At 60.8% G+C, this 12,112-nt stretch carries 10 protein-coding genes and 1 pseudogene; 3 read left to right on the top strand and 8 right to left on the bottom strand.

Going from position 1 to position 12,112, the window contains the following annotated elements; translation table 11 throughout:
- Nucleotides 1-17: 17 nt before the first annotated feature.
- Nucleotides 18-491 (top strand): hypothetical protein, encoded by a 474-nt coding sequence (locus BBKW_RS05305; protein WP_033501915.1) that lies wholly within the window; start codon nucleotides 18-20, stop codon nucleotides 489-491.
- A 423-nt stretch (nucleotides 492-914) separates the two neighbouring features.
- Here the strand turns inward: BBKW_RS05305 and BBKW_RS05300 are convergent.
- Nucleotides 915-5,008: pseudogene (locus BBKW_RS05300) on the bottom strand (LPXTG cell wall anchor domain-containing protein).
- Between the two features lie 320 nt (nucleotides 5,009-5,328).
- Between BBKW_RS05300 and BBKW_RS05295 the strand changes: the two are divergent.
- A complete protein-coding gene (locus tag BBKW_RS05295; protein WP_033501856.1) occupies nucleotides 5,329-5,976 on the top strand; it encodes an HAD family hydrolase in 648 nt (215 codons plus the stop codon).
- A gap of 349 nt (nucleotides 5,977-6,325) precedes the next feature.
- Here the strand turns inward: BBKW_RS05295 and BBKW_RS05290 are convergent, their stop codons facing one another.
- Nucleotides 6,326-6,844, bottom strand: coding sequence for a GNAT family N-acetyltransferase (locus tag BBKW_RS05290; RefSeq protein ID WP_012577972.1), 519 nt, complete (start codon nucleotides 6,842-6,844; stop codon nucleotides 6,326-6,328).
- A gap of 165 nt (nucleotides 6,845-7,009) precedes the next feature.
- Nucleotides 7,010-8,521 (bottom strand): ATP-binding cassette domain-containing protein, encoded by a 1,512-nt coding sequence (locus BBKW_RS05285; protein WP_016462532.1) that lies wholly within the window; start codon nucleotides 8,519-8,521, stop codon nucleotides 7,010-7,012.
- A gap of 35 nt (nucleotides 8,522-8,556) precedes the next feature.
- Here BBKW_RS05285 and BBKW_RS05280 point away from each other — a divergent pair, with 35 nt between their 5' ends.
- The gene (locus BBKW_RS05280; RefSeq protein WP_014484177.1) at nucleotides 8,557-8,769 is read left to right on the top strand and encodes a hypothetical protein; all 213 of its coding nucleotides are present in this window, start codon (nucleotides 8,557-8,559) and stop codon (nucleotides 8,767-8,769) included.
- 116 nt (nucleotides 8,770-8,885) lie between these two features.
- Here the strand turns inward: BBKW_RS05280 and BBKW_RS05275 are convergent, their stop codons facing one another.
- The 5 genes from BBKW_RS05275 to BBKW_RS10790 form a co-directional block, all read right to left on the bottom strand.
- Nucleotides 8,886-9,137: a hypothetical protein gene (locus tag BBKW_RS05275; protein WP_015439131.1), complete on the bottom strand. Its 252-nt coding sequence runs from the start codon at nucleotides 9,135-9,137 to the stop codon at nucleotides 8,886-8,888.
- Nucleotides 9,134-9,733 carry a ParA family protein gene (locus BBKW_RS05270; RefSeq protein ID WP_033501855.1) on the bottom strand — a complete coding sequence of 200 codons (600 nt, stop codon included), beginning with the start codon at nucleotides 9,731-9,733 and terminating at the stop codon, nucleotides 9,134-9,136. The genes BBKW_RS05275 and BBKW_RS05270 overlap by 4 nt, the downstream gene beginning before the upstream one ends.
- Nucleotides 9,724-10,311: a WhiB family transcriptional regulator gene (locus tag BBKW_RS05265; RefSeq protein WP_033501854.1), complete on the bottom strand. Its 588-nt coding sequence runs from the start codon at nucleotides 10,309-10,311 to the stop codon at nucleotides 9,724-9,726. Before BBKW_RS05265 ends, BBKW_RS05270 begins: the two co-directional genes overlap by 10 nt.
- Nucleotides 10,308-11,570 carry a helix-turn-helix domain-containing protein gene (locus tag BBKW_RS05260; protein ID WP_033501853.1) on the bottom strand — a complete coding sequence of 421 codons (1,263 nt, stop codon included), beginning with the start codon at nucleotides 11,568-11,570 and terminating at the stop codon, nucleotides 10,308-10,310. The genes BBKW_RS05265 and BBKW_RS05260 overlap by 4 nt, the downstream gene beginning before the upstream one ends.
- A 144-nt stretch (nucleotides 11,571-11,714) precedes the next feature.
- The gene (locus BBKW_RS10790; RefSeq protein ID WP_014484172.1) at nucleotides 11,715-11,864 is read right to left on the bottom strand and encodes a hypothetical protein; all 150 of its coding nucleotides are present in this window, start codon (nucleotides 11,862-11,864) and stop codon (nucleotides 11,715-11,717) included.
- Nucleotides 11,865-12,112 lie beyond the last annotated feature (248 nt).

Here is a 12,112-nt window from a genome sequence, read left to right as displayed (position 1 = left end):
TTTGGAGATGACGTGAAATGGCAGATGACATTTGCCGAATCTGCGGTAAAGAAGGGCCGCTGAGCTTTGAACACATCCCTCCTCAATCTGTGGGTAATGATCACACGGTGAAGCTCTATTCAGGCGTTGACGCCGTGAAGAGCAGCTTGACCGGGCAGGATGACATGGAAGGCCTGAAGTATCGGCAATTGCAAAGAGGTCAAGGATTCAAGACGATTTGCAGCTCATGCAATAGTTATCTTGGTCAAAACTACGTCAAGCCATTCAGTGAGTTCTATCGTGCAACTGGACAGCAAATCCTTGTCTCTGACTTTCAGGAAGGGGATAGATCCATTCATTTCAAGACAGATAGGCTCATGCCTCTTGCATTTGTGAAGCAGGTGATGTCGAACTTCTGTGTATCAGCTGGTGATATGCATGACTGTAAGGACTATCTCTTGGATAGGGAGAGCACTGTTTTCCCCAGCGATACAGACTCCATATGTTTATAGTCGATAACCTGCGTGAACAAAAGCTGTTCACCGGATGGATGGTTCCCATATTTGCGGATTACACGTGCTGCAAAATGGCATGTATCAGGATACCGCCATTCGCTTTCACTTTGTTTGATCTCAGTTCTAGTAATAAGGTGCCTGAATGGCCAGGCAACATAACCGATTTAGCTAGAGTGCCGTGGGGAGAGAAACCTGGCATCGAGTTTCACTTGCCAGTGCTTAAAGCAGCGAATCATAGTCCGCTGTCATGGGGGAACGTTGGCTAAAGCCGATGGGGAACAGACGAAATAGGCCCGCAGGACTACGCCTGCGGGCCTAGTATGCACTGCCCCGTTTTGCCGGGACAGTTGCATGGTATCACCGTCTAACTGCCAACTGGAATACGAAAGTTGGCTCTAAGCAGCAGATGGGTGGTTGTTATTAGTTCATGGGCGGCTCCTTGGGATTGATAGTGGTGACGAGTTGGGCGAAGTCCGGCTCGGGGCCATCTCCATTGGGACCGCCATCACGGCCAGCGCCATCATCATTCGCGTCGTTCTCGTGCCCGGTGTGGCGGCCGTTGGCGCGGGTGAGGCGGATCGCGGCGGTTGCACCGGTGCCGAGGAGCGCGAGGACGAGGATGACGGCGATGAGGCCGGCGATGTTGGTGCCGGTGGTCGCCAGATTGTCCTTGGGCTGGTAGCCGTTCCAGTCGTCGGTGTTGCTGGTCACGGTGGTGTCCGCGCACAGGGTTCGCCCGTCGATCTCCACCGCGTCCTCGGGCAGTTTCTCCTCGTCTTTGCCGTCGAAGGGGTCGGGGTCGGAGACGACGCATTGGACGAGCGGCACACCGGTGACGATGGCGCGGTCGGTGTGATGCTCGCTCACGCCGGTCAGGGTGGCCTTGACCTCCGCGCTGTCTCCGGGCTTGAGGATCAGCGTCTGCCAGTCATCGGGATACTCGAACTCGCCGATCTGGCCGTCGCCGGCGACGAGCTGGTCGGTGAGGCTCAGCTCGCTCGCCTTGAACCAAGGGCCGTCTCCGGTGTCAGGGTCGGTGGGCGATGCGTTGGTGATGGTGAACACGATGCGAGTGTCGCTCCCGTTCATGTTCAGCGCCTCGTCAACGGTGTCACGGTCGCCGTCGGGCCAGCCGGATTGCTCGTCCCATTTCTCGATGGTGAGCCGGGGCGTCATGTCGGGCGTGTGCGTGGTGACGGTGTTCGAGGGCCGTTCGACCCCGTTGATGGTCTCGGTGAACTGGTTGGCCACGGGACCGCCCACGGCGATGCGCTGGCATTGGATGAACGCGGTCCACGCCTGCTCATGCTCGGTGTCGGCCGACACGAGTCCAAGCATCAGCTCCGTGGCACGCACGGTGACCACGCCGCGCTCGTCGGTGGCGAGCTCGAAGAGTTCTCCGCCGAAACGGCTGGCGTCGAAGTCGGAGCCGGCGATGCGTTCGCCCCGCTCGGCCAGGGTCTCGCCGTCCTTGATGAGGTTGCAGGCGGCGTAGACGGCCCATTGGCCGGTGAACTTGTCGTACCGGGTGTCGAGCGGGTCGCTGATGGACCAGTCGGAGACCTGCGGGTAGGCGCGGTCGGGCGGCAGCGTGGAGCTGTCGAGCCGGTAGAGGAACAGGCTGTTGAGATAGATGCTCTTGCCATCCACGCTCTGCCCGTCCACCTTGACCACGACATCCTTGGCCGGGTTGATCGGCTGCAAGGGGTTGGAGACCTGGTTGGTGTCCTTGCGCACGTCGTTGACCAGCTGGGTGGCCGTGTTCGTGACCACGTAATCGTCGGTGACCTTGATGACGGTCATCGGCAGCGTGACCTCATACGAGGTGCCCAGAAGCGACTGGTCGATGGCCGGGTCCTTCAACGGGTCGTGGTCCTTGTCGCCAAGCGCGGCGTAGATCTTGAGATCGGCTGGCTGGAGGTCGCCCTTGATGGTCTCTCCCGTCGCCGGAACCTCGGTGTCAACGGTTTTGGCGAACACGTATGCCACGCCGTCGATGGCCTGGATGTTGAACCGGTCGGTCACATCCCTGCCGTTGGCCTTGTCGGTCACGGTGATATGGCTCTCGTCGAGTTCGAGGTATTCGTCGTCCCAGTCATCGACCATGCCCAACCGCCACACCTTGTAGGCATGGTTCGTCTGCTTGGCATCGAGATCGATCCGATAGTAGATGCGGTCTCCGAGCAACGCGGTCTTGCCGTCGATCGAAATGGACGGGTCGGCCTGGGTGTCCTCCTTGCCCGGCTGGAAGTCGGGCGGATCGTTCCATACCTTGTTGCTTGGCGTGACCGAGTTGTTCAAGGTCAACGCCCACTGGTTGTCAACCACGGTGTCGGCCGGGGCATCCTCGGCCACGACGCCCTCGAACCTGATGATGATCCTGGGATTCGCGCCCGCCAGTCAGTTCGCCCGCACATAGTCGTCGGCGAACACGAGACGCACGGCATGGTTCGCGTCGTTCCACTCGCTGCGGTACTGGCTCTTGGGGATGAACTTGCCGGTGGTCAGGTCGGTGACCTCCAGGGTCTGCTTGTCCGGCTGGAAGTGCTCGTCATACGTGTCGGTGACCGCCACCTCGACAATGGTGTAGGTAAGACTGTCGGGCAAATGCGGCTGGGTTTCCAGACGGTATTCGAGACGCTGGCCGGGGAAGACGATCTTGCCGTCCACGCTGTCCTGGGCGCCGCCTTGGGAGGATTCCCCGACCACATCCTTGGCCACGGACGGCACGTAACCGCAGACCTTCGGCTCGTTGGTCTCGACCGTGTGGGTGTTGATGGTCTGCGAGCCGGCGTTGGTCAACTCCGCGCCGTTCTTGCCGGCGGTGCAGAACGTGATCTCGTCGTCCGCTTCGATGCCGAAGTCATCGCGCACCTGGCCCGCCCCGGCCCCGTTGGCGTAGTTCGCGCGGCCGGGCACGAGCATCGTGATCTGCCTGGCCTTCTCCAAGTCCTTCAACCCGGTCAGGTAGGAGGACTTGGTCGTGGCGGTGACCACGGAGGCCACGCGGTCTCCGTCGAGGAACACCTTGCCGTCGCCGCCGGTCTGGTTGGTGCGGTCGGGGTCGATCACGGCCTGCCACTTGCCATTAGTGTCGAGCATGATCCAGCTTTTGTCGGGATTGGGACGCCAGGTGTCGAACTCGCGTTCTCCCGCGTCGGCCTCGGGCAGCTGGTTCCACTTGCCCCACGCATGGTCGCTGATGTTCTGGTAATCGGATGGCAGGCTGACGGTCACATCGAAGCCGAACACATACTCGTGGTCGAACGGCATCATGCCCTTGTCGGACGAACGGACCGCGCTGACCGTGTTCGATGCGCGGTCCCAACCGATCTCGAACTCGTTGGAGACATCGCGATTGTTGTCGGTGGCGTCCACGAGCGTGAAGCCGTCCACCGTGTAATCGACGCCGTTGGGTTCGATCACGTCCCTGAAACTCAGCTCGTAACCGCCCCGGCCGGTCCCATACGTGATGGTGGTGCGGTTGGTCATTCGGTCGGCGCTGACGCCTTCCTCGATGCTTTTGACCGGATCGGCCGGCGGCACGGCGCTGACCTTCCAGGTCTCCGCCGGATCCCGGTCCGTGGTGTCCACGGCCGCCTGCATGCTTCCCTGCCTGGGCACTTGGATGTCGATCCAATATGTGCCCTCGGCCCAGGAATCCATGCCGAAATCACCCGGCGAGGCCAGGTTGTCGATCACGGTGTCGCCGCTGTTGGCGAAGCTGATCGGCTTGCTCACGCTGCCCGTCGGCGTGTAGGGGCCGCCATCGTAGTGCACGATCGCGGTGCCGTGCAGGGTCTCCTTGATCGACGAGCCGCCGTTGTTCGCGTGGATGGTGTCGCCGACCGGCGTGGTCGAGCCGACCTGCATGTCGGTCTGCTGGCGGTGCGAGGTGGTGACGGTCAACGGATAATCGACGGGCGGCTGGTTCTTGGCCAGCACGACCACACGGAACGAGGCATCGGGATTGGCGTTGATGGAATCCTGCACCAGGCTATCCACCGAACGCACGCCAAGCCGATCGGTCCACGTGGTGCCGGTCGTGTACGACTGGCCTTGGTACTGGTAGGTGCGGCCCATTGGGACTCCCAACGCTGACGCGCGTTCGAACTGACATAGGAACCGCTGAACACGCCGTTGCCGAGGCGCGCGTAGCCGACAGCGACCATCCGGCATTCCGCGTCACCCTCCCCGGTGTATGAGGCCTTGCACTCCGAGATCGCGTCGGCAAGGATGGCATTCATATCCACGAACTGATTCGACCCATCCTCCAAATCGGAAGACAGGGTGGTGCCCGAATCACGTATCGCCTACTTCATGCCCTCCAGAGTGGCGGGCCAGGAATCCTTGTAGATCCAATGCACGTCGGCGGTCTGCGATGGAACCTGCCCGCCGGAACCGCCACCACCGCCCTCGGCGAACGCGGCTGGCGCCAGATATCCCAAGGCCAACGCCCCTGCGGTCAGGGCAGCCATCAGCATCGTGCGCCTGCTCTTCTTCCCACCTGACATACGTATCCGTCCTTTCAGTCGGAAGCGCCCCATGATGCGCTCCCTCCCGTTTCACACGGATACGGAAAATGCGGGCGACCATTCACGGCCACCCGCATCCTTCCTTGTCCCTGGAAGAAGAACGCACCGGCGGGCCTTCCGCCGGGACGCCTTTCCCAGCTTCCCCTGCCAGCCGTAGCCAGCGGCGGACAACTGCAATCGCATGAAACGGTTTAATGGGACTATCTGCCTTTCTTTTCTGATATGTGTGCCTTTTGATACGCTATTGGCTTAGTTACCGGCTGGAGGTTCGGGCTGAACCAGTAAATGAAGAGGAATGAATGGCGGGAATTGCATTTTTTGATATCGACGGAACGCTCACATACGGCATTAGCTCTGGCGCATTTATTGCGGACCGGTTGGGTACCGGCGACAGGATGCGAGATGCAGAGGATCGATACGCACGCGGTGAGATCGGAAATGACACGGTATGCGATATTGATGCTCGTGGATACACTGGCCATCGGGTAAGTGAAATTTACGGATGGTTGAACGATCTCCCGCTTGTGCAAGGAATCGCACAGTCCGTTGCGGAATGCAAGTCGAGGGGAATCAAGCCAGTCCTCGCATCCTGCGCTTGGACAGTCGTTTCCGAGAGCCTTGCGCAGAGATTTGGATTTGAAGCATGGTGCGGTCCAGAACTTGCTGTCAAGGATGGCGTGTTTATTGGTAAAACAGCGGCATATGCCGATGAACAAACCAAAGTAACATTCATGAGGCAGCAATGTGAATGCTTGGGAGTTGAAGCTTCGAATTGCATCGCTATTGGTGACAGTCGTTCTGACCTACCGCTGTTCAAAGCCGTCGGTGTCTCGCTTGCCTTCAACGCGGACAAGCAGACACGTGCTGCTGCGACTTTTGCTTTCGAAGGAGCGGATCTATCCACTGCGCTAGCCCGTCTCTTTGAACATTTGCCAGTTGAAAGCTGACTTCAGACTGACAGGCTGCACACTGAGGACAAGATTGGGAACGAGCCTCCCAAAAAGCTTTTCGAGGTCGTATCATTCGTGAGCTTCATGCGTGAACACCTGCGCGGTGGTGCGGTTCACGCCGACTACACGTTGCGTCATGTGGCACATTGCGAAAGCCTGCCCACATTCATCGAGGATGGATGGTGGTGCTGGCTCTTATCAAGAGCAAAGCCGAAAACATAATAAGGAATAGACTGCATCTGTATGTCAGATTGTTTGCTTGTATGAATGCGGGACTTGCAGCCGCACATATCACAGTGGGTGGCTTACGCACTGGCTCCATGCGGATGATGTGTGGAACACTGCCTCAATCCGCGAGAGCCACGCGCATGACCAGTTCACCGTCGTGTTCGCTAATGATGGTGAAGCCAAGCGACTCGTAGAGATGGAGGGCGTTGGCGTTGGTGCGTTGGACCGAGAGGCTGGCTGCGGCGTGACCATCGGTTCGCAGTCGGTCCAGTAACGCCGTCATCAGGCGGTGCCCTATGCCTCGGTTCCGCCAGTCGGGAAGCAAGGATATGGAGACTTCCGGCGTTGCCGTGTCGATGGTACCGTAGCCTGCGGAGTTGTTCGGGAAGATTCTGGCCCATGCGGCACCCACGATTTGCGGACCGTTCGGTAGTCCGGCGCGAGCAACCATGCAGGCATCGTCGGGCCGTCCGAATCCCTCGATATATCGCCGCAATTCCGGCAGCTCGACAACGCTCCTGTCCGGTGCCGGGGTTCCCGGCGATACATGAATCGCCTGATACAGGAACTCGACGAGCAACGGATATTCCTCCGGTCGCATCGCCGTGATTGCGATGGCCGAAGGAACATGAGCCATGTTCGCCTCCATGTGAAGTTTTTTGCCATGTGCTCGCGGCATAATCGGTCGTGTCATACTGGTGTCCTCTTGCTCGGTCATTGCCATCGATACAGCTTCATACGAAAAGGAATGCGTCTTGCCGATATCCAAGTCTTACGAAGGAACGTAAACTCATAGATAGCGTCATGACGCGCATCGCCATCGAATCGATGTGACGGCATTCAGAAACCATTCGTCATGGCTGACTGCGACCAATGCGCCCGCATAGGAGGATAGCGTATTAGCAAGTGCCTGTTTGGAGTGCAGGTCGAGGTGGTTGGTCGGCTCATCCATGATGATGAGCTGTGGCTGTTCAATCATGCCGAGGCACAACAGAAGTTTGCGTAGTTCGCCTGGCGAGGGATTGCCGCCGGCGAGCAGTCTGTCGGGGTCGGCGTTAAGTTGGGCGTAGGCGCTGAGCACAATGGCGCGTTGCTCGTCCGTCAAAGCATGCAAGCGGTTCATTGCGTTGGCGGTATCCATGTCGCTGGAATTTTGGGGAATATAGAGATATGGCATTCTCTCCGAATGCCGCTGCGCTTCATCACGCTCCAGCGCTTCGATCAATCGTCGTATCAATGCGGTTTTACCGCTGCCATTTGGACCGCTGATGCCGATGCGGTCGCGCGGGCCGATGCTCAGCATATCGGGTTGGTCCGCGATGGCGTGGTCGTTGGGGATGCGCGTCAATTCCCTGCGTGAGCTCGGCATGACGTTCATCCAGATGGTGCCGTCGTAGCGTTTGGCCGCTTCGCTGAGGTGAGCAAGTCTGTCGGTGGCGGCGGCGATACGCCCGTCGAATTGCGCGCTTGTCTGTGCGACAGTGGTGCCGATAGCCGGTTTCAGATTTTTCAGGGCTTTGCGAGCGTCGATGTCCTTGATATCGATGCGCATTCCCTGATTCTTCCGCATATCCAGTTCGCGCGCACGCTGCGCCCGCTCCCGCTTGATGCGCTGCATGCGTTGCAGCTCCTTTCGAGTGGACTGTATGGCGGCCGTATCGGCACGTTGATTGTCGCGCATCTGCTGCGCGGCCTGGGTATATCCACCCTGATAGGTGTTCGCCGCCGTGATGTTACGCCCACGCGCATGTCGGCGCTCCAGCATCACGCAGCGCGAACACGTCGCGTCGATCAGTTCGACATCATGGGAGATCACGATGCCTATGCCATCGAACCGACGCATCGCCTGCGTGATGGCTTGGCGCGTCCTGCCGTCCACATGATTGGTTGGCTCGTCCAACACCAGCACGTCGGGATCGCCGGCCAGCGCACAAGCGATTTGCAGCCGCTTGGCTTCGCCTCCAGAGAGAGTCTCGTATCGGTATGCCCAATCGTCGCCGATGTTCAGCGCGTCGCGGATGGCGATGGTCTCGCCCGTCCAATCCGCCGCGAAATCATCCAGATTCGTAGGCGTTTCATCAGTACGTTGCGGACAGTAGGCGACTGCCATCTTGCACGGGTTCGGCGAGACTGTCCCCGAATCGGGGGAAAGCATGCCGCAGGCGAGTTTGGCCAGTGTGGTCTTGCCAATGCCGTTGTCTCCCAGCACTGCGGCCCAGCCGGCCGCGAATGTCGCGGACAGATGTTCGAACAATGGTTCCGGCGCGCCCGGATAGCAGTAGGAAATATCGGTTAGTGTCAATATCTGACTCATGGAAGCCTCTTTCGATAAGGCGCATTAATCAAACTGTGACTATCGAAAAGTGGCGGACTGTGCCATTTATTGCCAAGCTGCATTCAGAAAGCAGTCCTCGTGACGGCACCGAAAGTCGCTATGCTAACGAGAACTTCATCGAATCAGGCATTGCGATTGGTACAATGGCAGATACGCGCGATAATGCGCAGAACACGCGGAATCTCTCCTCATGCAATCCGCCACTGCTCAAATCACCAATGCTCTAAGGCCTTCCTGCTTCGGAACCACCTTGGCATGTCAGGTGTTCCATCAAATTTAGTTGGATTTTACCATAGCAACTATCAATTCCTCAATCCTCGCATCTCGGCATGTACGGTGTCCCTTATTCAGTCGTTGCTGGCGAGTCGGTCGAGTTCGTGTTCGATGGCGTGGCGCAGGATCTGTTGCATGGCGTGCCGTGTTCGGCGGCGGCGATTTTGAGGCGGTTCTTCAGCCGGACGGGCAGGCGCAGGGAGAGCATGACCAGCGGTTCGCCGGCGTTGTTCTTCCCGGTGGGTTGTTTGTCTTCGGCCTGTTGGTCGAGGACTTTGTCGAAGGGCACGGGTCGGGGCAGTGGCTGGTAGTTGCCTTTCATGCCAGTTCCTCCTTGGCGATGCGCGTCAGTTCGTCGGCCAGTTCCCGGTATTCGTACAGTTGTTTGGGGTTCATGCCGAGCGAGGTCTTGATCGGTTGTCGTTTGGCGATGAAAGTGTCGAAGCGTGCGGTGTCGGTTTGTTCCAACGCGGCCAGGGTCTGGGCCCAGGCGTTGGTGTTCGCTTCGACGCGCACCGGCAGTAGGGCCGCCCTGGTGGCGCGTCGGGCGCGGTCGAGCGTGTCCCATGCCTGCTGGAGGTCCATCGGCGAGTCCGAGGTGGGCACGATGACGAAATCGGCCACGGCCAACGTCTTGTCGAGCAGCGGGCCTTGCGGAGGGGCGTCGATGATCGACCATTCCCTTGCGGCCGGGTCGCCGCCCAGATGGGTGAGGGTGGCCATGTTGGCCGGCAGCACGTCGAAGGGCAGCGGGTCTCCCGCTTGTTCGGCGGCGGCCGCCCATAGGCTGGCGCTGGACTGCGGGTCCGCGTCGTAGACCGCCACCTCGATTCCGCGCCGGGCCAGCACGGCGGCCAGATAGATGCAGCTGGTGGTCTTGGCCACCCCGCCCTTCGCGTTCGCCAACGCTACTCGCATGATGCTTCCTCCTTGGATTCGGGACCATTCGCCGGATCGCCGGCATGGTCGGTTGTTTGATTGCTTGATTGTCGGATTGCTTGATTGTCTGTTTGCATGATGGTTTGACGGTCATGCGGCTCATTCTTGGGTTGGGCGCGGCCTGCGGCGCGCCATCGGCGTTGCCCGCGTTCCATGCTGGCCTTGCCCCGGGCCGTGTCGAAGACTTCGGGATGGGCTTGGAGCCAGTCGACGAACAGGCCCCAGCGCCGGGCCCAGGGCACCGTGCGGTCGCGGCAGGGCACGCCGTCGGCTTCCGCTAGACGGGCGATCTGGCGCCGGTCGGTGCACGAGCGGCCGCCGTACAAGCCCCATTCCAGGCCGGCGGCACCGGCGTAGGCCATGCATTCGGCCCTCACCGGGCAGTCGTGCTCGCATACCGACGCGCCCGCCTGTCGGAACACGCGGGCCAGGGGATGCTTGTCCTCGAACTCCAGGCCCCACATCAGGTCGGCCCACGGCTGCGGGAAATCCGCGCAGCATCCCATGTTCTTCCACGCCTCCGGCGAACGGGGCGCGGCATCCGCTATGCCGGTCATGCCTTGGCCTCCTCGTGGGATTCCTTGTCTTCGGCGCGGTCGGTTTTCTCTAGGCCGATGGCGTGGCTGGCTTGGTTGCGCCGGTCGTAGGCGCACACCGGACACTCTGCCTGCTTGGTTTCGCCGTCGAGGTGCGCCTGGCACAATGCGATCGACAGGATGCCGCCGCCGTAGACCGGCACCCGCCAGGCCAAGCCCGAACTAACCGCCACCGGCCGGTCTGGATCATGGACCGGCGTGAGCTCGGCAGCAGCGGCATGGCTGCCGGAATGCTGCGGACCTCGTGCCCGCTTGGTGCGCATGTCGAGGCTGACCTGCGCGAAGTAGCGTTCGACCATCGTGCCGTCCACCAGCCATGAGATCCAGCGCGGATTGCCATACGCCCAATCAAGGATCGTCTCGACCTCCGTCAGAGAGCGTTCCATCAGCAGCTCGTGGACCTTGCGTCGGTCTCGCATCGACGCCGGCCTGGCTGCCTTCGGGTCGATGGCCGCCACACGGTCATGGATCAGCGTCAGCACGCGAACCTCCTGCAGGGCCCGGGAACGCACCCGCTCGTCCGCATCCTCCGCCCCTGGCGTCCACAGCGGATCGCGTACGCCCTTGGGAGGCAGCGCCAGACGCCAATCCGGTGCATCACGCTCGCTTCGCTCCTCCTCGGGTTGTTCCCCGGCGAGGGGAATGTCCCCGTAGGGGACAAGGGGAGCATTGGTTATCACTTGTCTATTGGGTGACATGACGTCACCTCTCTTCGGACAAGATGTCACCTCACCGGCGGGATCGCCCTGGGGTGACATTGTGTCAGGTGACACTGCGTCAGGTGACGCCATGTCACCCCGCGCGCACTCCTTGCTCCGCGATGGTTCGGCTGTACTGGGTTTCGCTGGAACGTCCTTGCCTGCGTCGGTCTCGCCGGGATCGGTGATATCCTCCGGCTCGGTCTGCGCGCCCTTCATCACCACGTCCCACACCTTGGAACGATGCCCCCTGGGGATGGGCTCGTGGCTGCGGGGATTGCGCGCGGCCAGCTCCTGGTCACCCTCGCGCAAGTAGCCCAGCTCCTGCAAACGTTTCAACGCGCGCAGCACGGAACGGCGCGTGCAATGGCAATGTGCCGCGATGGTGTTGACCGACGGCCACGCGCCGCACCCGTCGTCGTAATACGCCCTTCGCGCCAGATACACCAACACGAACTTCTCCGACAGGCTCAGCCGCTCATCCTGCAACTGCCACGCCCACTGCTCCGCCGGCCCGCTCATCGCGCATCCTCCTCGCGACCCCTGGCATCATGGAGCCGTTCGCCGATGCGGTCGCCCAACGCGGCCGCGCGGCACAACGCCCACACCGCCAGCAGACACACGACGATTGCGACGACGGCCACCGCCGCCACAGCCCGGCCCATCTCAGGCGCTCCGGCGACGACGGCGCGACGAGCGCGCGGGATGCAGCAGCACCGCCAGCAGGTGCGCGCGGGCGATCCGCACACGCAGCGACGGGATGGTTTTCATGGCTCCCGCCGCACGCGGGGCGGAAGCGATGGTAGGATTGGTCATTGCGATAACTCTCTTTCAATGGAGGGCGAATCCCGGGACTCTTGTCACTTGAATCGCTCGGAATCCCGCCCAAGGTTGTCGATCAGCCCCGCACCAAGCGCCAACACGGTGCGGAACGCTTTCGTTTTCCATGTTTTTCCTGCCCCAGTTCGACCAGACCGAACCGGGGAGGCGGTCGTATTGCGCAACCAAGCGCGCCGCCCATAGCATGGTGCGCACAAGCCCCCAAGGGCACGCGAGCGAAAGGA

Source organism: Bifidobacterium catenulatum subsp. kashiwanohense JCM 15439 = DSM 21854 (assembly GCF_001042615.1).
Lineage (GTDB): Bacteria > Actinomycetota > Actinomycetes > Actinomycetales > Bifidobacteriaceae > Bifidobacterium > Bifidobacterium catenulatum.
The sequence above is the reverse complement of the archived record's forward strand: the minus strand, read 5'-3'. Positions and strand labels throughout refer to the sequence as shown.

Coding starts and splice junctions, on each gene's coding strand:
- BBKW_RS05305 (WP_033501915.1), top strand. CDS start 18: ATGGCAGATGACATTTGCCGAATCTGCGGTAAAGAAGGGCCGCTGAGC.
- BBKW_RS05295 (WP_033501856.1), top strand. CDS start 5,329: ATGGCGGGAATTGCATTTTTTGATATCGACGGAACGCTCACATACGGC.
- BBKW_RS05290 (WP_012577972.1), bottom strand. CDS start 6,844: ATGGCTCATGTTCCTTCGGCCATCGCAATCACGGCGATGCGACCGGAG.
- BBKW_RS05285 (WP_016462532.1), bottom strand. CDS start 8,521: ATGAGTCAGATATTGACACTAACCGATATTTCCTACTGCTATCCGGGC.
- BBKW_RS05275 (WP_015439131.1), bottom strand. CDS start 9,137: ATGAAAGGCAACTACCAGCCACTGCCCCGACCCGTGCCCTTCGACAAA.
- BBKW_RS05270 (WP_033501855.1), bottom strand. CDS start 9,733: ATGCGAGTAGCGTTGGCGAACGCGAAGGGCGGGGTGGCCAAGACCACC.
- BBKW_RS05265 (WP_033501854.1), bottom strand. CDS start 10,311: ATGACCGGCATAGCGGATGCCGCGCCCCGTTCGCCGGAGGCGTGGAAG.
- BBKW_RS05260 (WP_033501853.1), bottom strand. CDS start 11,570: ATGAGCGGGCCGGCGGAGCAGTGGGCGTGGCAGTTGCAGGATGAGCGG.
- BBKW_RS10790 (WP_014484172.1), bottom strand. CDS start 11,864: ATGACCAATCCTACCATCGCTTCCGCCCCGCGTGCGGCGGGAGCCATG.